This window comes from Streptomyces sp. NPDC086989 (assembly GCF_044745505.1).
GTDB lineage: Bacteria > Actinomycetota > Actinomycetes > Streptomycetales > Streptomycetaceae > Streptomyces.
Map to the genome: position 1 here is coordinate 421,708 of NZ_JBIVAL010000007.1, position 19,093 is coordinate 440,800.

Genomic DNA, 19,093 nt, shown 5'->3' on the forward strand with positions numbered 1-19,093 from the left:
AGGCAGTCACCCATGCTGATGGCTCACCCGGCCGTGCTTCCTGGCCTCCTCGACCGGTACTGGGCGCTCTCGGTACTCGACGCCGCGGAAGGCGGGTCGCCCGTGCGCAGGGAGATGGAGGCCGTCGAGCGAGCGCTCTGCGTGTCCACCGGAACGACGGACGTGCACGCCGCCGTCATCGCCGCCCGCCACCAGCTGCCCGGCACGGGTACCTTCGACGACTCCGTGCTGGGCTCCGGCCGGTCGGTTCAGCCGTGAGTGGGCGCCGCCGGGCCTCAAGCGGGCAGAGGACTTCACCCGTTCGGATGTGAAGGGGTGCCGATCCGCTGGCTGCGGCAGAGGCTGGGCCCATGGCCGCCAAGCTGATCATCTACCCGCCCGACCAGCACGGCTGGCGACGTGTCCGCTATGACGGCGTCGCCATCGGAGTGGCACACCGCCCGGCCGATGTCCGGGCCTTCCTCGCCGCTGCCGGGATGGAGAACGCCGAGGACGTCGACCTGACCGACCCCGACTTCGTGGAGTGGCGTGGGGCCGGCCCCGAGGCGTGGGAACCGTTCCCCTGACTCGCCTCCATGTTCCAGTGGCGACTTCCCGTGGGGGGCCGCACCGGGCGGGGGCCGAGCGGTTGATCCCACGCTGACCGTGGACGGTCCGTGCGGCGACCAGAGGAGCAGCGCAGTGACTGAGACAGGCCCGTTCGTCGTGTTCGCGAACTTCCTCTCTGACTTGGCGGTGGATCTCGACGAGGGGCAGATCCTGACCACGTGGGCCCAGCAGGCGCCGCGGAAGGCGTGGCTGCTTCGGCCGGGGGACGTGTTCGTCACGCCCGTGCCGCTGAGCCGTGACTTCCTGCGGTACGTGTACGACCTGACGGGGGTGCCCCCGGATTCGGTGGCGGTCGTGGAGGTGCCCCCTGCCGGAGCCGTCCCGCTGGCACGGGCGGTGCGAGAGGCCGGCCTCGTCGAGCAGGTCCGGGCCCTCGCCGGTGACAAGGGTGCGGCGCTGCTGCCGACGGCGCTGGACGCGTCGGCGATCGAGTTCGCCCGGGACATCGGCATCGCGGTGCACCCGTACCCTACGGTCGAGGCTGCCGAGGCGGCGCTGCGGATGACCATGCTGCTCAACACGAAGTCCGGCTTCCGCGAGACGGCGTGGAAACTGGGCATGCGGCTGCCCGCGGGGCGGACGTGTCCTCGCGCGGAGACCGAAGGCGTGGCCCGCGAACTCCTGAGGGACCACGAGCGTGTCGTGGTGAAGCCCGACCGTTCGGCGGGAGGGCACGGAATGCGCTTCGTGTCCCGCGACGACCTCGGGGGCGGGGCGAGCCTGCCGCTCGACACGGTGGGCGGGCCCGAGGGCCTGTGGGTGGTGGAGGAGTGCCTCGACGTCGCCGAATCGGTCAGTGTCCAGCTGGAGGTCTCCGCCACCGGGACACGCGCGCTCTTCACCGGCGCGATGCGCACGGTGCAGGGCTCCTTCACGGGATACGTCTCCCCGCTGCCGCCGTCCCGGGCGCACGTGGCCGCGGAACTGGAGGAGTGGGGAACGGCCCTGGGCCGCCACCTGGCCGACCACGGCTACGCCGGGCCCTTCGGGCTCGACGCCCTGGTGGACACGGCCGGCGTCGCGTACGCGAGTGAGAGCAACATCCGCCGTACGGCCACCACCACACCCCACGCCATGGTCACCCGGCTGACCGCGGGATCGGCCGCGCCGCCCCCGGCGTGGGCGGTGGCGAAGGGCTGGACGCGCAACCCCATGGACTTCACAGGGGCCCTTGGCCGACTGCGCGCCTCCCGCCTCGCCTTCGATCCGGATCGCGGTGAGGGCGTGGTGCTGTACGCGGACGCGCCGCCCGACGGCCGTTCCTGGCGGTACGCGGTGATCGCCGGGAGTGCCGGGGACGTGGAGGAGCTGGAAACCGCCGTGGCCGAGGTCCTTGGATTCGAGGCTGGCTGACCCCCGGCCGGCCCGCTACCAGCGGTACCCGCGGCCGCTACCGCCCTTGGGCCGGGCGACGAAGCCGATCGTCGAGGCCTACGACGTACGGGCGACGCTCTGCCAGCCCGACCGGAGATCAACCAGGAGGCGGCCGGCATCCGTGAGGAGCGTGCCCTGCACGGCGTGTACGGCCGGGGAGGCTCCCGGGGAGGTCCGCTCCCGCCACTGCACCCGCTCAAGATCTGCGGCTGCCCCGTCGATCTCCGCGTCGAGCCGGTCCGCGTCCGTCGGGGAGGCCCGGCCGATCTCCTCCCGCGCGGTGGCCACGGCGCGCAGGACAGCGCTGAAGCGGGTCCGGAAGGTGGCCGGCAGATTCCCCAGCTCTCCACTGTCGAGGGCGTAGTCCACGGTTCGGGTCATGGAGCGCAGGTGGTCCATCCCGCGTTCGGCGACGGTGACCGCTTCCCGGGCGCGGGGGAGGGCCTCACCGGCGCCGCCGATGGTCCGGCGGGGGTTCATGCGGCCGTTTTCGATCTCGGTGTCGATGGCGTGGCGGATGCGCTCGCATTCGGCGGACAGCCCGTGCCAGTCGCGTCGCCACTGGCGCAGGTGGTCCCGGTCGGGATCGCCTGCCTCCAGGGTGTCGGCGAGGTCGTCGAGGCGCTGGGCCATGGTGGTGTAGAGGTCGGTGACGGCTTGCCGGCGACGGTGGGTGTGGCGGGCGGGGGCGAGAACGAGATGCGCGGCGAGGCCGCAGAGCGCGCCGATGCCCACGGAGGCGACCAGGTGGCCGATGTAGGCGATCTGTCCCTGTCCGGAGGAGAACGCGAAGAAGCCGACGACGGCCACCTGGGTGCCCTGCTGCCCGAAGCGCCGGATCCTGCCGATGCAGAGGGCGACCAGGGTGAGGAAGCCGAACGTCCACCCGTGGACGCCCGCCGAAGCCGCCAGGGATGCGGCGAGCGTGGCTCCCGCTGCCATGGCCAGCACGTACTGGACGCAGACGCGCACCGAGCGGTACACGGTGGCCTGCAGTGCCACCAGCGCGGTGAACGGCGCGAACGTCGACACCGCGGGAGGCAGCAGGTGGCGGGCCAGGACCCACGCCGCCATCGCCGCGACCACGGTCTTGGCACCGAGCAGGACCTCGTCCCGCTCGGCCCCGGCTCCTCGCGCCGCGCGACGCAGATAGTCGGCCCGCTCCGCGACCGCCGACCACATCCTCCGCACCGTAACCACCCTTCGGGGCAAGTTCGACCACCTCCGGTGCGCGCCTGCCCCGGTGATGGAGCTCGACGCTCGGACCGACGGGAACCTTCTGGCGCCGGAGGCCTCCACCGGGGAGAACGCTCGGGGCGGCGGCATGGCCGAGGGGAGGCGGGGCAGGTTCGCGGCATCTGACGGTTCGATCCACAGGCGGCGACATGCGAAGCGTAGGAGTGGAAGAGGAGCTGCTGCTCGTGGACGCGGACAGTGGTGCACCGCTCGCTGTGTCGGGGGCCGTGCTGGCGGCCGCGGAGCGCTCGGCCTGGCAGCGCTCCGCCACGAACGGTCGACGGGACCACGAGTTCGAGAAGGAACTGCAGAAGGAGCAGCTGGAGTTCGCCACGAAACCCGTCACCGAGATGGGTGAGCTGCAAGAGGAGATCGTCCGCATCCGCCGGGAGGCGGCCCACCACGCGGCGAGCGCCGGCGCCGTGGTGGCGGCGGTCGCGACATCCCCGCTGCCCGTCAAGCCGTCGCTGAACGCCGGGCCGCGCTACCGGTGGCTGGGCGAGCAGTTCGGCCTGACCGCGCAGGAGCAGCTGACCTGCGGATGCCACGTCCACGTGTCGGTCGCGTCGGACGAGGAGGGCGTCGCCGTCCTGGACCGCATCAGGCCCTGGCTGGCCGTCCTGACGGCGATCAGCGCCAACTCGCCCTTCTGGCAGGGCGAGGACAGCGGGTACGGGAGTTACCGCAGCCGGGTGTGGAACCGGTGGCCGTCCGCCGGGCCGGTGGACGTCTTCGGCTCCGCCGACCGCTACCACGAGCAGGTCCGCGCGATGCTCGACACCGGAGTGCTGCGCGACGAGGGCATGATCTACTTCGACGCCCGGCTGTCGGCCGCCTACCCCACCGTGGAGGTCCGGGTGGCCGACGTATGCCTGGACGCCACCACGCCGGTCCTGCTCGCCGCCCTCATCCGTGGCCTGGTCGAGACGGCGGCCCGCGCCTGGCAGGACGGGCGGCCTCCTGCCAGGATCGGTACGAGTCTGCTGCGACTGGCGTCCTGGCGGGCCGGACGCTCCGGCCTGGACGGACCCCTGCTGCACCCCGAGACCATGAGGGAGACGTCTGCCGAGGACGCGATCGATGCGTTGTACCGGCACGTGCGGGAGGCGTTGAAGGATCAGGGCGATGACGAGCGGGTCCGGGAAGCCATCGCGCACCTGCACGAGCGGGGCAACGGCGCCCGCACGCAGCGCCGGCTGCACGCCGACGGGCACGAACTCGCATCCGTCGTCACCCGGTGTGCGGAGGTGACGATCAAGCCGTGAGGCGCTGCGGCGGCTCGGGCAGGACCCCTGTCCGTGGGGCCGCCGCGAACGCGAGAGCGCCGCCCGGGACATCCGGCCGGGGGCCGTAGTGCTCCCGGTCGCCCCGGCGGACGCCGGGGCGACCGGTGCAGGCCCCGGCCGCTCACCTCAGGCGGAGTACGAAGCCGCTTCGGGGGAGCGTGGGCATGCGGGACAGAGGGATCCCGAGGTCCTGGTCGGGGACTTCGTAGTCGAGCCGCGCCAGTTCCGTCGCGATGGCCGCGAGTGCGGTGACGGTGATGTCCTCTCCGGGGCAGCGGTGGCCGCTCGCCGGGTCCCCGCCGCCTTGGGGCACGAGGTCGTCCAGCGAGTCCTTCGGTCCCTCGGGGCCGGTGAACCGGCGCGGGTCGAACCGGTACGGATCCTCCCACAGAGCCGGATCGTGGTTCTGGCCGTACAGGTCGAGCAGTACCAGTGCGCCCTGGGGAACGTGTGCCCCCTGCCAGGTCAGGTCCTGTGCCGCGAGGCCCGCCACGAAGGGCGCGAAGGGGTAGAAGCGCCGTACCTCGTGGGCGAACGCCTCGGCGTACGAGCCTGCGGTGCCGGCCCGCAAGGCGCCGCGGTGATGGGGCCACCGGTGCAGTGCGTGGGCGGCGAACGCCGCGAACCAGGCGATGGCGACCGTGGGGCGGATGATGTTCAGGAGCTCGACCGCGGCGGTACGGGGGTCCAGAAGGGTTCCGTCCAGGTCGCGGTGCCAGGCCACCGCCTCCAGTGCCGAACCCGTGGAGTCCGCCTCGGGGGTGGTGCGCACATCGGTGATGAGGCCGGCGAGGGCGTCCTCCTGGCGGCGCCGTGCCCGGCGGGCGCGCAGGTGGCGGGGGCCGGGGGTGGCGAATCCGTCGACCATGGACGTGCAGTCGCGGGCCAGGCCGGCGGCCGCCGCGTCGGAGAGCGGGACGCCCGCCCAGTCGCGGACGGCGAGTGCGAGGACCCTGGCGGCCTCGTCGAAGAGCACCACGCGGTCCTGCTGCCGATCGGCCATCGCTTCGCGCCACCGCCGGGTGACGGACTCGCCCAGCGCGGCGACCCCGGCGCCGTCCTTGAGGAGGGCGATGAACATCGCCTTGCGCACCAGGTGCACGTCTGCGTCGAGGGTGTGGACGGCTCCCTGACCGAAGAGGGTGTCCAGGACCGGGTCGGGCAGGGCCGCGGTGCGTACGACGTGCTTCTCGTCGTAGAAGAAGCTGACCGCGTCCGGGCCGCGCAGGGCGATCGCGGGCCGACCCATCAGGCGTGTCCGGACCGTGCCGTCGAGGCTGCCGCGCATCCGGTCGGGCAGCCACGCGTATCCGTGCACCAGGAGTGCGAGCGTGCTGTCGTTCCATGGGGCGGCGTTGACTTTCTTGGAGGTGGGCATGGAGCGCGCGTACCCGGCACGGCCCGGGGCACGCGTGCGACAGCCCGGTGTCACTCGTGCGTGGTCGAACGTGGCCGTATGCGTCGAACGCGGGGCGAGACAGCGGCGCGAGGCGGCGTATCCCGGGAATCAGAGGCCGGCCGCCGCCTTCTCCCGGTGGCGGGCCCAGGCCCGGGCGGTGATGCCGGGGTCGGTCAGGACGTCGGCCGCCGTGCAGGCCAGGGCTTCGGCGGCCGCCAGCATCACCTCGCGGCCCCGCTGCGAGGCGGCGGCGCGCGCGAAGGCGGGGGTGTGGTCCGATGCCTCGTCGCCCAGGATGGCGACGAAGGGATGGATGGAAGGGACCCGGCTGCTGACGTCGCCGATGTCGGACGAGCCCAGGAACACCCCGCCGACAGGCTGGGTGAGCCGGATTCCCGAGTGTGCAATGTGCACGCCGAACCGGTCCGAGAGCACGTCGTTGTCCCGGAAGTGGGCGTAACCCTTGCCCGCGCGGGTCACCTCCACCGTGGTGCCGGTCGCGGTCGCCACGCCTTCCGCCCAGGTGCCGATCTCGGCCACCAGCGCATCGAGGGCGGTGCTCGTGGCCGCACGCAGGCCGAACAGGCCTTCGGCGAAAGCCGGCACGATGTTGGTCGCGCTGCCGCCGTCGGTGACGATCCCCTGGACGTGTGCCCCGGACGGCAACCGCCTGCTCATCACGGCGGCGGTGTTGAACAGCTGGATGAGGGCGGCCAGGGCATCGATTCCCCGGGTGGGATCGCCCGTCGGATGTGCTGCCCGGCCGTGAAAGCCCACGCGGACCTGGGTCTGCGCGGTCAGCGGCGCCCAGGACCAGTCGTGCACGCCGGGGTGGAACATCAGCGCAGCGTCCACACCGTCGAAGACACCCGCTTCGGCCAGGGCGACCTTGCCCCCGCCCCGCTCCTCCGCGGGTGTCCCCACGGCGAGCACGGTGCCCTCGAACTCCTCCCCCCGTACGCTGCGCAACGCCAGTGCGGCCCCCAGTCCGGCCGCGGCGATCAGGTTGTGTCCGCACGCATGTCCCAGGCCGGGCAGCGCGTCGTACTCCAACAGCAGTGCCACGCAGCGTCCCCGCCCGCTTCCCGCGCGGGCGACGAAGGCCGTGTCGAGGCCGGCCGTGCCCCTCTCCACGACGAATCCCTCGCGCCGCAGGACGTCGGTGAGCAGGCCGGCCGCACGATGCTCCTCGTAGGCGAGCTCGGGATCCGCGTGCAGGGCGCGGCTGACGGCCCACAGATCGTCCGCCCGGTGGACGCACTCCCGCCGCAGTCGCCCGTACAGACCCTCGGACGGATCGCCCACGTCGCCCATGTCGTCTCCTCTGGCCATGGCGAATCGGGGAACACCCCCTACACCCCCTGCATCCTGACGGGGCGACGGAGCGCACGTGGTGCGCTGCCGGCGAAGTGGTCAGGGCAGGGGTGTGCCGCCGGTGGCGTTGACGATCTCCCCCGTGATGTAGCTCGCCTGCGGCGAAGCCAGGAACACGTAGGCGGGCGCCATCTCGGCGGGCTGGGCGGGCCGGCCCAGGGGTGACTGCTCGCCGAACTTCGTCGCGTCGGGCATGGTCGCGGGGATCAGCGGCGTCCATACGGGCCCGGGTGCGACTGCGTTGACGCGGATGCCGCGCTCGGCGAGCATCTGGGCCAGTCCGTGGGTGAAGGAGATGATCGCCGACTTCGTCATCGCGTAGTCGAGGAGGTGCGGGCTCGGCTGGTAGCCCTGCACGGAGGTGGTGTTGACGATCGAGCCGCCACGCGGCATGTGTTCCAGGGCTTTACGGGTCAGCCAGAACATCCCGTACAGGTTGGTCTTCATCACCCGGTCGAACTGCTCCGTGGTGATCGCCTCGATCCCGTCGGGCTGGGACATCTGATAGGCAGCGTTGTTGACGAGGAGGTCGATGCGCCCGAGTTCCTGCACGGCCCGGTCGATCAGGGCCTCGCACTGCTCCTCGTCCCGGATGTCACATGCGACCGGTACGGCCTTGCGGCCCGCCGCCCGGATCAGGCGCGCCGTCTCGTCCGCCTCGTCCGCCTCTTCGGGGAGATGGGTGAAGACGACGTCCGCACCCTCGCGGGCGAACGCCAGACAGACGGCCCGGCCGATGCCGGAATCGCCGCCGGTGACGACCGCCGCCCGTTCGAGCAGTGCGTCGTGACCCTGGTAGGAGTCCTCGCCGTGGTCGGGTCGAGGCTCCATCCGCTCCGTGGAGCCGGGATGGTCCTGCTCCTGGTCGGGAAAGGGCGGGCGCGGGTGGAGTGTCACCGGGTCGGGGCCCTGGGGCTCTTGCTGAGGCATGGGATCTCCCTAGGTGCCCTCGTCGGGCGGATCAGGGGGCGTCACGTCACCGGTCATGGTGTGCGCATCCGCACCCGGCCGCCATCTGGCAGTGGCGGCCGGCCCTGCGCATGCGGCCTGAACGGTCATGGAAAGGCGATGGGCGTCTACGCCCACACGCCGCAGCCGCAATCAGGCATGCCGGTGGGAGTGCCGGCTTCCGACGGCCAGGCGGTACAGGGCCAGGAGTATGACGGAGCCGATGATGGCCGCGATCCAGGTGGAGAGGTCGAAGAAGCCGTCGATGGAGTCGACGCCGAAGATGACCTTGCCGAGCCAGCCGCCGAGGAGTCCCCCGGCGATGCCGATGAGCATGGTGATGATGATGCCGCCCGGGTCCTTGCCCGGCATGATCGCCTTGGCGATGAGGCCGGCGAACAGACCGATGAGAATCCACGCGATGATGCCCATGATGTGTCTCCTGCTTCGTGAGGTGGGGCCTGGGTTACGTCGCTTCTTCACGCGTCTCTTGGTTTCAAACGTGCCTTTCGAACGCGCTCAGCGCGTCGCGGTTGGGGCGCCCGTGCCGGGGCATGCGGCACGCCGGGGGCGGCCGGCCGGCCGTGACTCGACGTGCGTGAAGGAGCGAGATCGTGTTGATGACTCACCCCGCGGTGCTGACACGTCTGGTGGAGGAGTACGAGAGGGAGTCGGCGCTCCGGGCCGCAGCTCCTCATGGACCTGTGCGCCAGCACATGGAGGACGTGGTCTACACGCTGTGCGTCTCGACCGGGACGCGGGACATCGACGCAGCGCTGGCCGTGGCGCGGGAGCAGCTGAACACGGCATGGCTCGCTGACGTGTGCGACCCGGGGGTGGCGGCCCAGGACGGTCGGACCTTGAGCGGTACGGCGGGATAGTCCGCCGTACCGGCCCCCGCCGTACCGGCCCCCGGCGGGCCGGTGCCCGTACCGGCCCCCGGCGGGCCGGTACGCCCTGCCGCCGTAGGCGCGCCCACCGTGCAGCTCCGTCCCGCCGAGAGACGACGCAACCGTTCTGTGCTGGGACTGGTACGGGCCGCCATCCGGAAGCCGCCGCGCGAACTCTGAGCCGACGCCTGGCCGGGAGCACCACCGGGGGTTTTTGCCGGGTTTCTCCTCCCCGGAGCGGGCAGGTGCGTGGTAGAGCCCGGTGGAAGGAGGACGTATGGACGCACCCGTGCTCGATCGGTCCCTGTCCCGCAGCGGACAGCCCACGACGTCGGCGCGCGACGCCACCCGCGCCTTCCTCCACCATGCCGCGCGCATCCGGCCGCCCGCCGCGCCGGGGAACGACGACGCCGTGCTCCTGATCGTGGGCGAGCTGGTGGCCAATGCCATGCGCCATACCCGTGGGCCCGCATTGCTGCACCTGGAACTGAACGGTGACCACATCGACATCCGTGTCACCGACACCAGTCCCGACCCGCCCGAGCCGCGCCCGCCCCACCTCGACGGGACCGGCGGGTGGGGGTGGCAACTGATCAACCACCTGACCACCGAGGTGCACATCGAACCCACCCCGGACGGCGGCAAGACCATCTGCGCCCGCGCCCCCTGGTAGGCCCGGTGGCACAGGGCCAGGCCGCCGCTGCCGTGAGCACGGCGAGGTTTCGATGGTCCGAAGATCGCCGGAACGCTGCATGAGGCCGCCCACCCTGGGCAGCCGCCGTATGACGTCCACGAAGCGGCCTTACGGGCGCCGCGATCCCGGGAGGTACGCGTGTCCAGTACGGCCCAGGCCCTCACCTTGGGAACTCTCGCCGACGGCCTCGTCGCCCTGCCGAGCGTCTACCGCCCGCAGGCGGACACCCACCTGCTCGCCGCGGCACTCGCCCGTGAGGAGCTGGGGCCCCGCACCAGCGTCCTCGAGATCGGCACCGGGACCGGCGCGCTCGCCCTGCACGCCGCTCGCAGAGGCGCCTCGGTCACGGCGGTGGACGTCTCCTGGCCGGCCGTCATGTCAGCGCGTGTGAACGCCGTGCTCCACCGGCTCCCCCTGCGCGTCCTGCACGGCGACTTCAGGGCCCGTACCGTCGGCCGGCGCTTCGACCTGATCTTGGCGAACCCGCCGTACGTGCCCGCTCCGGCTGTGACACTGCCCTCGCGGGGGCCGCAGCGCGCGTGGGACGCCGGCCCGGACGGACGCCTCGTGATCGACCGGATCTGCGTGACCGCTTCCGCCCTGCTGCGTCCAGGCGGCGCTCTGCTGATGGTGCACTCCGGCATGTGCGGGGCCGAGGAGACCGTGGACCGGCTGGCCGGGGCCGGGCTGTCCGCGCAGGTCACGGCGAAGGCGTCCGTTCCCTGGGGACCGGTCCTGCGCTCGCGGCGGATCTGGCTGGAGCGGCGAGGCCTGGCGAGCGAGGCCGAAGAGTGGGAAGAGCTGGTGGTCATCCGTGCCCAGAACCCCTGACGACAGCCCTTGCCCGGCCTACGGGGTGAGGCCCGCCCGCCGCGTGTCCGTGGACCCGCAGGGGCCCGTCCTCATCGAGGGCCCGGTCGACATCGTCCTGGACGATGGCACGGTCGCGCGCTCCGACCGCTTCACGGTCGCCATCTGCACATGCCGTCGCAGCCGTACGTATCCCTGGTGCGACACCAGCCACCGCCGCCGCGAGCGAACCACACCGCCGCCTGAGGACAGGAACCCGTGATGCACCCTCTCAGCCCGGACCCGGTCGCCCCGGCAGACGGCCGGAGCCCCCGTCTGGTGGAGGGGCGCGGCGAGTTGTCCGGCGCCGTGTCGGACGCCCTGCGGTCCGGGGGACTGCCGCGGTACGCCCCGGGGGCCGTACCGGCGGCCGACCCCTGGGGTGAGGACCTCCAGCTCGCCCTCTACCTCCTCTACGAGCTGCACTACCGCGGCTTCGACGGCGTGGACGACGCACGCGAGTGGGACCCGGACCTGCTCCGGCTGCGCCAGGCGATGGAAGAGCGTTTCCTGGACGCCCTGCGCAGCGAGCTGGCCGATGCGCCCCGAACGGTCGAGGAGGCCTTCGCCCCGCTGCTCGTCGAGCCCGCCGACCTCTCCGGCAGCCTGAGCCACCACCTGGCGACGGAGGGGGAGCTCTGGCAGTTGCGCGAGTACGCGGCGCTGCGCTCCCTCTACCACCTCAAGGAGGCGGACCCGCACGCCTGGGTCATCCCCCGGCTCACCGGGCGGGCCAAGGCCGCCATGGTCGCCATCGAGTACGACGAGTTCGGCGCCGGCCGCGCCGACCGCATCCACGCGCAGCTCTTCGCGGACCTCATGACCGACCTCGGCCTCGACCCCTCCTACGGCCGCTACCTGGACCATGCGCCCGCGCCCCTCCTCGCGACCGTGAACCTGATGTCCCTCTTCGGCCTGCACCGCTCCCTGCGCGGCGCACTCGTCGGCCACTTCGCATGCGTCGAGGTCACCTCGTCACCCGGGTCGAGGCGGCTGGCCAAGGCGATGCGGCGCTCCGGAGCCGGACCCGCCGCCGAGCACTTCTACGCTGAGCACGTCGAGGCCGACGCCGTCCACGAACAGGTCGTACGCCGCGAGGTCATCGGCGGACTCGTCACCGAGGAGCCCGCCCTGGAGGCTGACGTGGCCTTCGGCTGCGCCTCGACGGTTCTGCTGGAAGACCGGCTGGCCGACCACATCCGCCGCGCGTGGAGCCGGGGAGGGACTGCCTTGCGCAGACCGCTGCCTTAGGGTGCCGCCGTGCGGCGGCCGTGCGTCAGCTCTGTGCGGTGTCCTCGCCGGTCTGCCCGGTGGCCTCGGCGGCGCGTGCCTTCTCGCGCATCTTGCGCACCAGCTCCGCCTTCCTGTCGGCCGCACCCTGGCGGTCCAGGTTGCGGTGCGGGCCGTTGTTCTGCCGTTCGGCGCGGGACAGCTTCTTGCGCTGGCCGCCGCCCTGGCCCACGGGGTTGTTGATGTTCTTGCTGTCGGTCACGGGTTCTCCCGGGTCATGGTGTGAAGGCTACGGATTCATCGGCGGGACACGGGCGGCGACGGGACGGGCGGCGACGCCGAAGGACGCCGGCAGGGGCCCATACACGCCCTCACGCGTGAATCGGCCTCTGGGAAGAACATGACAAAGACGGTACCCGGTTCCCTCGCCCCCGCCCACCAGCCCTGTCGCCACCCGGGGGATCAGCTTCTGCCGACCCACGGCGGCGCGGCGATACTGAAGGTGAGCCGACTGCTCCGACCGCTCGACCTCTGGTCCCCGGTCACTCCGGGTGGTCGCCGCGGTCATGCGGCTGTGCGGTCCGTTCGGCAGGGCGAGCAGGTCGAAGGGTGGCAGCGATGGACGCACCGGCGACGGGGCCGGGTGAGGTGCCCGAGGACCCGTTCGCACTGCACAACTCCGCCTCGGCGGTTCTGGACGGCCACGGCCGCGTCGTCGGCTGGAGCGAGCGCGCACAGGAGCTCCTCGGCTACCCGCCCGACGAGGTGCTCGGCCGCACGGCCCTGGAGTCGTTGTCCGACCCTCGTGACCATGAGGCGGTCCGGGCCGCAGCTGCCGCGTGCGAGCGCGACCGGGGCTGGTCCGGCGTCCTGCCCGTCATGCACCGCAGCGGGCGACGGGTGGAGGTGGGTCTCCGCGTCCGCGCCGTGATCCGCGACGGCCCGGCCCGCGAGTGGTTCCTCGTCGCCGCCCCGGCCAAGGAGGTGCTCCAGTGGGAGACGGACCGGTCCGTCCTCGACGGTCTGTTCCGGCGCTCTCCGATCGGTCTGTCCGTCCACGCCCCCGACCTGCGCATCCTGCGGATCAACCGGGCGCTGGCCCGGTACACGCAACTCTCCGCGGCGGAGATCCGGAGCCGGACCATCGGCGACTTCCTCATCGGCCCGGATCTGAAGACCATCGAAAGCCGGCTGCGCAGGGTGCTGGAGACGGGCGCCCCCCTGATCTTCACCGAGCAGCCCTGCCGCCTGAGGAGCGACCCCGATCACGAGCGGGTGGTGTCGGTGTCCGCGTTCCGGATGGAGGACCCCTCCGGCGGGATCCTCGGAGTCACCCAACAGGTGGAAGACGTCACCGACCGCTACCGGGCCCGGCGGCGGCTCGCGCTCCTCAACCGGGCGAGCGCCCGCATCGGAACCACACTGGACCTCGGCCGGACCACCCGGGAGCTGGCCGACGTCGCCGTCCCCGACCTCGCGGACGCCGTCTCGGTGGATCTGCTGGAGTCGGTCGCCCGAGGCGACGAGAGCGCCGAGGAGGCGAGCGGACCGGTCCGCAGGATGGCCGTCCACTCGGTCATGGCGGAGGCGCTGGGGGTGATGTACCCCGCGGGAGAGGTCTTCCACTTCGACCCCCGTACGCCGCAGGCCAGGTGTCTCGCCGAGCAGCAGCCCATCCTCGAAGCGGAGCTCCGCAGCAGCCCCGGCTGGTACTTCCAGGATCCGGAGCGCACACGGCGCGCCTTCGAACTGAACGCCCACTCACTGATCGTCGTACCACTGACGGCCCGCGGTCTGCTCCTCGGCCTGCTCAGCCTGTGGCGGGCCGAGCGGCCCGAGCCGTTCGAGGAGGACGACCTCACACTGGCGGAGGAGTTCGCCGCGCGCGCCGCCGTGTGCATCGACAACGCCCGCCGCTACACCCAGCAGCACCAGGCCGCGGTGACCTTGCAGCGCAGCCTGCTGCCGCAGGAGTTGCCCGAATACAGTGCGGTCGAGGTCGCTCACCTCTATCTGCCGGCCGATGCCGCCACCGGCGTCGGCGGCGACTGGTTCGACGTCATCCCGCTCTCCGGAGCCCGCGTCGCCCTCGTCGTCGGCGAAGTCGTGGGCCACGGCCTGCACGCCGCGGCCACCATGGGCCGCCTGCGCACGGCCGTGCACACCCTGGCGGGCCTCGACTACGCTCCGGACGAGGTCCTCTCCCACCTGGACGACCTGGTCAGCCGCCTGGCGGCTGAGCAGGCGCCTGGAGACGGCCGCACGCGGGCCGGTCAGATCGTGGGCGCGACGTGCCTCTACGCGGTCTACGACCCCATCTCCCGGCGCTGCACCCTGGCCCGGGCGGGTCATCTGCCCCCCGCGCTGGTGGCCCCCGACGGTACGGTGAGCCTGCCCGACCTGCCCGAGGGGCCGCCGCTGGGGCTGGGTGGCCTCCCCTTCGAATCCGCCGAACTGGAACTCGCCGAGGGAAGTCTGCTGGCGCTGTACACGGACGGTCTGGTCGAGGCCCGTGGCTTCGACCTCGACGAGGAGATCGAGCGACTGCGAGGGGCCCTGACCGGGCCCGGCCGCTCGCTGGAGGAGACGTGCACGGCGGTGCAGAACGCCCTGTTGCCGGATCACCCACCGGACGACGTCGCACTGCTCCTCGCCCGCACCCGCGTGCTGGCGCCGGAGCACGTCGCCTTCTGGGAGCTGGCCGCCGAGCCGGCCGCAGCCGGCCGGGCGCGGCACCTGACGGAGACCACCCTGACCGGGTGGGGCCTGGGAGAGCTGGCCTTCACCGCCGAACTGGTCGTCAGCGAACTGGTCACCAACGCCTACCGGTACGGCGGCGGCACGCCGGTGACCCTGCGGCTCATCCGCGACCGCAGCCTGATCTGCGAGGTCTCCGACAGCAGCAGCACGGCTCCGCACCTGCGACGGGCGCGCACCACCGACGAGGGCGGCCGCGGCCTCTTCCTGGTGGCCCAGCTCACCGAACGATGGGGCGCCCGTTACACCCGGCGCGGCAAGACCGTCTGGACGGAGTTCCCCCTGGCCACGGCCACGGAGGGGCACTCCGCGGCCGTGGCGGACCGTGCGCTCGACGGGACGGCCCGTCAGCCGCCCACGTAGACGTCCTCCACGTAGCGGCCCTCCGCCACCAGCCCCCGGAGCCACTCCGAGGCCGCCGAACCGTCCTTCCCGCTGTAGCGGACGTACAGCTGCCGGAAGGCCTCGCGGACCCCCGGGGCCATGCGGGAGCCGTCCCCGCAGACGTGGATGCGGGCGCCCGCCTCGGTCAGCCGCCAGACCTCCTCACCCTCCGCCTTGATCCGGTGCTGTACGAACCGGACCTCGCCCTGCGGTGCCAGCGAGAAGGCGGGTCGCATGGACACGGCGCCCTCGCGGTCGGCGTCCTCCAGCTCCGCCCGGTGGAGGTAGTCCACGTCAGGGTGGTCGCAGCCGAAGTAGCACAGCGCGGGCGCCAGTTCGGCTCCCGACGCGCGCAGTGCACGACGGTCGGCGATCGCTCCGCGGAACGGAGCGAGCCCGGTACCCGCGCCGATCATGATGACCGGCGTCCGCCCGTCGTGCGGAATGCGGAAGGCCTCCCGGCACGGTTGCACCCGGGCGAGGACCGTGTCCCCGGGACGCACCCGGTGCAGGTACGAAGAGCCCACTCCGCGGAACACGCCGTCCCGGCCCGAGCGGTGGGGGGCTTCCAGGAGGGAGATCATCAGGTCTGCCTGCCCCGGACCTGCCGACGGGGACGAGGAGATGGAGTAGTGGCGGGGCCGCAGGGGCTCCAGCAGTTCCAGCAGGACGGGCCACGGCAGCCGGCCCCGGAGCGCGGGGTGCTCCTCGACGAGGTCCACGAGGCTGCCCGGGCGGGCCCCGTCGGCCCCCGCGGCCGCGGCCGCAGCGATCCGTTCCAGCGCGGCCCTCTCCGGCGGGCACGGGTTGTGCACGGCGAGGACGGCCGCCTGCTCGGCGGTCGCCGGGGCCTGCAGCTCGACGTACCGGGAGAGCAGTTCGCGCACGGCGACGGGGCGGTCCAACGGCAGGGCGGTCCGGCCGGGGCGGTGGGTACGGACGGTCAGCACCGAGTCCGGGTCCACGCCCAGGACCCGGGCCGCCCGCTCCACCTGCCCGGGGTCGTTGGCCGGGAGGACGGCGAGGTGGTCGGCGGTGCGGTAGCGGACCCCTTCGGGAAGAGCGACGCGCAGGAAGCGCTTCGACCTGCCGGCCGGGTGGCCGAGGTCGGCGAGGTCCCCGGTGTGCGTCACCGTCATCGGCTGGAGGTCGTACCGCCGGGCCAGTGCGTCGAGCGGCCCACCCGTGATCTCGACGACGTCGTACGCCGGGCCGGTGGCATCCTCCGCCCGGGACGCGGCCACGGACGCCGGGTCGCCGTAGCGCTCCAGCAGCGTGCGGCACAGGCCAGCGGTGAAGCCGCGTACCGCTCCCGCGAGGTCCCCGGAGGCGTCGGCCTCGGCACGGTCCATCAGGCGTACGGCACCCGCCGAGGCGAGGCGGCCGTCGATGAGCGCGGGTACCTGCTGGTAGGTGGCGGACCAGTTGCGGTCCCCGACACCCAGGACGGCGTAGTGCACGCCTTCCGCGGCACCGGGGGCCGCCTGCGTCAGCCAGGAGACGAATCCGGCCGCGTCGTCGGTGGGCCGTCCGTTGTACGACGCGGCGACGACGACCAGCGGCCCGTCCGTGGGCAGTCCGCCGTCACGGTGGTCGTCGAGTGGCGCGACACGCGTCCCGAAGCCCAGCTCCGCCGCCGTCTCGGCCAGGTCCTGCGCGTACGTGCGGCAGGTGCCGAAGTTGGATCCGTACAGCAGCGTCAGCGTCGTACCGGGAAGGGCCCGGGTGGGGGCGGGCCCCGCGGCGGGCGCCTGCGTGTTCTCCCCGTGGCCGGCCGGGAGGACCGCCGCGAGGCCCGCGCGGTTGCGGGAGCGGTCGGCCGGGCTGCGCCGGCCCAGGGTCAGCGTGAAGCCGTCGGGCTTGAGCGTGAGCGTCTCCTTGATGCGCAGCTCGTAGCGCCCCCGGTCGAGGAAGCGGTAACGGTGCACCAGCATGCCCAGCAGCATCGTCGCCTCGTGGAGGGCGAACTGCCGTCCGATGCAGGCCCGTTCCCCGGTGCCGAACGGCTTGTACGCGTGTGGGGAACGGGCCGCCTCCGCCTCGGCGGAGAACCGGTCCGGGTCGAACTCCTCGACGTTGTCGCCCCACACCGGGTCGCGGTGCAGCATCGGGGTCAGCACCAGCATCCGCTGCCCCGCCTTGACCGGGTGGCGGCCCCCGATCACGGTGTCGGCGCGCGCCTCGCGTGCGAACGCGGCGGCCGTCGGCCACAGCCGCAGCGTCTCGTTGAGGACCTGGCGCACGTAGCGCAGCCTGCCGATGTCCTCGAAGGCGGGCTCGGGGTCCGGGTCGTCACCCCACAGGGCGTCGGTCTCGGCCTGGGCCAGGTGCAGTACGGCCGGGTTCTTCATGAGGTGGTACAGCGCGAACGAAAGGGCGCCCGACGTCGTCTCGTGGCCCGCGATCAGGAACGTGATCACCTGGTTCCTGATGTTCGCCTCGTCGAGCACCTCGCCCGACCGGGGGTGCGGGGAGCCCAGCATCAGGCCCAGCAGATCGTCCGTCGAGGTGTCCCCCGACGCCTTGCGCCGCTCGATCACCTCGTCGACGACCCTGGCCAGGTAGGCGGCGTCCTCGGCGAACGCCGCGTCCTCGGCGGCGTGGTCCGCGCCGGGCACCCGGCCGAGCTTGGCCTGGCTGTGGGCGAGGGCCCGCACCAGTGCCCGGACGAACGGGTGCGGCTGCTCACGTTCGAAGGACGCGAAGTCGTAGCCGAAGCCGGACAGCCCGATGGTGTCGAGGGTCATCCGGGTCATGTCCTCGGCGACGTCCACCGGGGTCGAGACATCGGAGCCCGCGGCGAACCGCGCGTCCCAGGAGCCGATGAGCCGCTTCGCGACCCGCAGCATGTGCGGGTGGTAGGTGCGCATCGAGGTGAGGGCGAAGGCCGGGAGCAGGATGTCGTGCGCCTTGGCCCAGTTGGGCTCGTCGTTGTACGCGGTGAACAGTCCGTCGGCGGCGACCTCGCGTACGTTCTCGAGCGCCGGACCGATGCCCTTGGCGAAGCGCCGCTCGTCGGAGAGTTCCTCCACCAGCTCCGCCGCACTCACGAACACGGTCTCCCGATCGTGGAAGCGCTGGACGAAGACCGGACCGAGCCGGCGGGCGTGCCCCATGGCCGTCTGCAGCGGGGTGCTCGTCAGCCCCGGCCCGCTCACGTCGACGACCGGCAGGTGCGCAGCGTCGTCGTCCAGGGGTCCGGGGCCGGTGGTGTGCGGTTCGTTCATGGCGTCTGCCTCTTCTGGTCACGTCAGCCGTGTCGTGTCCACAGTGACGCGGCCGCCGGGGCGACGGCGGACGACGACTACCTATTCTTGTAGGGGTGATGTCCGCAGCGGGCCTTGATCGGGGGCAGTCGGCCGTGGCAGAGGGAGAGGGCGTGGCACAGCCGGCACGGCCTGCGCTGGGCGAAGCGGCGGCGGCCTGGCGGTCACGCTTCGTCAGCCTGTTCGACAGGGCGCCCGTTGCGCTGGCGATCAGCGACGCGTACGGCCTGATCCTCGGGGCGAACCCCGCGTTCGCCTCCGCATGGCAGCTGCAACCGGGAAAACTGGAAGGCCGCCGACTCCTCGACCTCCTCACTCCGACCAACGACCGGCAGTTGCTCAGGCTGGACGAGGCCCTGCGCTCGCGCCGCAGGTCCCGCTACCCGGTCGAGGTGAGCTGGCAGGTCCGGGGGGCGGCCCGGCACGGCCGCGTCACCGTCGAACCGGTCTCCGACCCGCAGGACGACGTCCCCCGCCTGCTCGTCTCGCTGACCGAGGAGGCGGGCGCAGACCGGCCCGAGCCGCCGCCGCAGTACCCGGCCGACGGCCTGGGCCCCCAGGAGGCGCGGATCCTGCCGCTCGTCGCGGCGGGGGCGTCGGGATCGGCCATCGCCCGCGAGGTGGGTCTCACCGTCGACGGGGTCAACTACCACGTGACCCGCCTCTGCCGACGGCTCGGCGTGCCCAACCGCCCCGCTCTGATCGCCCGCGCCTACGTCCTGGGCCTGCTGGACCCCGCGGCGTGGCCTCCGCGCGTGGCGGGTGCGGCCGGTCCGGAGCGGCCCTGAGGCACCGTC

The 19,093-nt window shown here is 72.6% G+C and carries 18 protein-coding genes; 11 read left to right on the plus strand and 7 right to left on the minus strand.

Annotation, left to right across the window (positions count from 1 at the left end):
- Positions 1-12 precede the first annotated feature (12 nt).
- The 3 genes from ACIPK4_RS19865 (at position 13) to ACIPK4_RS19875 (ending at position 1,962) form a co-directional block, all read left to right on the plus strand.
- Positions 13-258 (plus strand): DUF5133 domain-containing protein, encoded by a 246-nt coding sequence (locus ACIPK4_RS19865; RefSeq protein ID WP_054227854.1) that lies wholly within the window; start codon positions 13-15, stop codon positions 256-258.
- A 92-nt stretch (positions 259-350) separates the two neighbouring features.
- A complete protein-coding gene (locus ACIPK4_RS19870; RefSeq protein ID WP_063789546.1) occupies positions 351-566 on the plus strand; it encodes a hypothetical protein in 216 nt (71 codons plus the stop codon).
- A gap of 115 nt (positions 567-681) precedes the next feature.
- Positions 682-1,962 carry a peptide ligase PGM1-related protein gene (locus tag ACIPK4_RS19875; protein ID WP_402314260.1) on the plus strand — a complete coding sequence of 427 codons (1,281 nt, stop codon included), beginning with the start codon at positions 682-684 and terminating at the stop codon, positions 1,960-1,962.
- A 78-nt stretch (positions 1,963-2,040) separates the two neighbouring features.
- Here ACIPK4_RS19875 and ACIPK4_RS19880 read toward each other — a convergent pair whose 3' ends face one another.
- On the minus strand, positions 2,041-3,165 hold the full coding sequence (locus ACIPK4_RS19880; protein WP_402314262.1) for an aromatic acid exporter family protein: 1,125 nt from the start codon (positions 3,163-3,165) through the stop codon (positions 2,041-2,043).
- 203 nt (positions 3,166-3,368) lie between these two features.
- On the opposite strand from ACIPK4_RS19880, the gene ACIPK4_RS19885 reads away from it, so the two are divergent.
- Positions 3,369-4,484, plus strand: a complete 1,116-nt coding sequence (locus tag ACIPK4_RS19885) for a glutamate--cysteine ligase (protein WP_402314264.1) — start codon at positions 3,369-3,371, stop codon at positions 4,482-4,484.
- 142 nt (positions 4,485-4,626) lie between these two features.
- On the opposite strand, the gene ACIPK4_RS19890 is transcribed toward ACIPK4_RS19885, so the two are convergent.
- The 4 genes from ACIPK4_RS19890 to ACIPK4_RS19905 all read right to left on the minus strand — a co-directional run bounded on the left by ACIPK4_RS19890 (position 4,627) and on the right by ACIPK4_RS19905 (position 8,658).
- Positions 4,627-5,883 (minus strand): cytochrome P450, encoded by a 1,257-nt coding sequence (locus ACIPK4_RS19890; RefSeq protein WP_402314266.1) that lies wholly within the window; start codon positions 5,881-5,883, stop codon positions 4,627-4,629.
- 129 nt (positions 5,884-6,012) lie between these two features.
- Positions 6,013-7,218, minus strand: a complete 1,206-nt coding sequence (locus ACIPK4_RS19895; protein ID WP_402314268.1) for an amidohydrolase — start codon at positions 7,216-7,218, stop codon at positions 6,013-6,015.
- 99 nt (positions 7,219-7,317) lie between these two features.
- Positions 7,318-8,208, minus strand: a complete 891-nt coding sequence (locus tag ACIPK4_RS19900; RefSeq protein WP_402314270.1) for an SDR family oxidoreductase — start codon at positions 8,206-8,208, stop codon at positions 7,318-7,320.
- 171 nt (positions 8,209-8,379) lie between these two features.
- Positions 8,380-8,658, minus strand: a complete 279-nt coding sequence (locus tag ACIPK4_RS19905) for a GlsB/YeaQ/YmgE family stress response membrane protein (RefSeq protein ID WP_376194449.1) — start codon at positions 8,656-8,658, stop codon at positions 8,380-8,382.
- A 182-nt stretch (positions 8,659-8,840) separates the two neighbouring features.
- Between ACIPK4_RS19905 and ACIPK4_RS19910 the strand changes: the two genes are divergently transcribed.
- The 5 genes from ACIPK4_RS19910 (at position 8,841) to ACIPK4_RS19930 (ending at position 11,910) form a co-directional block, all read left to right on the plus strand.
- Positions 8,841-9,107 (plus strand): DUF5133 domain-containing protein, encoded by a 267-nt coding sequence (locus ACIPK4_RS19910; RefSeq protein WP_402314272.1) that lies wholly within the window; start codon positions 8,841-8,843, stop codon positions 9,105-9,107.
- A 286-nt stretch (positions 9,108-9,393) separates the two neighbouring features.
- On the plus strand, positions 9,394-9,789 hold the full coding sequence (locus tag ACIPK4_RS19915) for an ATP-binding protein (protein ID WP_402314274.1): 396 nt from the start codon (positions 9,394-9,396) through the stop codon (positions 9,787-9,789).
- 159 nt (positions 9,790-9,948) lie between these two features.
- Positions 9,949-10,641, plus strand: coding sequence for a HemK2/MTQ2 family protein methyltransferase (locus ACIPK4_RS19920; protein WP_402314276.1), 693 nt, complete (start codon positions 9,949-9,951; stop codon positions 10,639-10,641).
- Positions 10,625-10,882 (plus strand): CDGSH iron-sulfur domain-containing protein, encoded by a 258-nt coding sequence (locus ACIPK4_RS19925; protein ID WP_402314278.1) that lies wholly within the window; start codon positions 10,625-10,627, stop codon positions 10,880-10,882. The genes ACIPK4_RS19920 and ACIPK4_RS19925 overlap by 17 nt, the downstream gene beginning before the upstream one ends.
- Positions 10,882-11,910 (plus strand): iron-containing redox enzyme family protein, encoded by a 1,029-nt coding sequence (locus ACIPK4_RS19930; protein WP_402314280.1) that lies wholly within the window; start codon positions 10,882-10,884, stop codon positions 11,908-11,910. The genes ACIPK4_RS19925 and ACIPK4_RS19930 overlap by 1 nt, the downstream gene beginning before the upstream one ends.
- A 25-nt stretch (positions 11,911-11,935) precedes the next feature.
- On the opposite strand, the gene ACIPK4_RS19935 is transcribed toward ACIPK4_RS19930, so the two are convergent.
- Positions 11,936-12,151: a DUF6243 family protein gene (locus tag ACIPK4_RS19935; RefSeq protein ID WP_402314282.1), complete on the minus strand. Its 216-nt coding sequence runs from the start codon at positions 12,149-12,151 to the stop codon at positions 11,936-11,938.
- A gap of 356 nt (positions 12,152-12,507) precedes the next feature.
- On the opposite strand from ACIPK4_RS19935, the gene ACIPK4_RS19940 reads away from it, so the two are divergent.
- Complete coding sequence (locus ACIPK4_RS19940) at positions 12,508-15,009, plus strand: SpoIIE family protein phosphatase (protein WP_402314285.1); 2,502 nt, start codon at positions 12,508-12,510, stop codon at positions 15,007-15,009.
- Here ACIPK4_RS19940 and ACIPK4_RS19945 read toward each other — a convergent pair.
- Positions 14,994-18,257 carry a bifunctional cytochrome P450/NADPH--P450 reductase gene (locus ACIPK4_RS19945; protein WP_402314287.1) on the minus strand — a complete coding sequence of 1,088 codons (3,264 nt, stop codon included), beginning with the start codon at positions 18,255-18,257 and terminating at the stop codon, positions 14,994-14,996. The genes ACIPK4_RS19940 and ACIPK4_RS19945 overlap by 16 nt on opposite strands.
- A 152-nt stretch (positions 18,258-18,409) precedes the next feature.
- Here ACIPK4_RS19945 and ACIPK4_RS19950 point away from each other — a divergent pair, with 152 nt between their 5' ends.
- Positions 18,410-19,084: a PAS domain-containing protein gene (locus ACIPK4_RS19950; protein WP_402314289.1), complete on the plus strand. Its 675-nt coding sequence runs from the start codon at positions 18,410-18,412 to the stop codon at positions 19,082-19,084.
- Positions 19,085-19,093 lie beyond the last annotated feature (9 nt).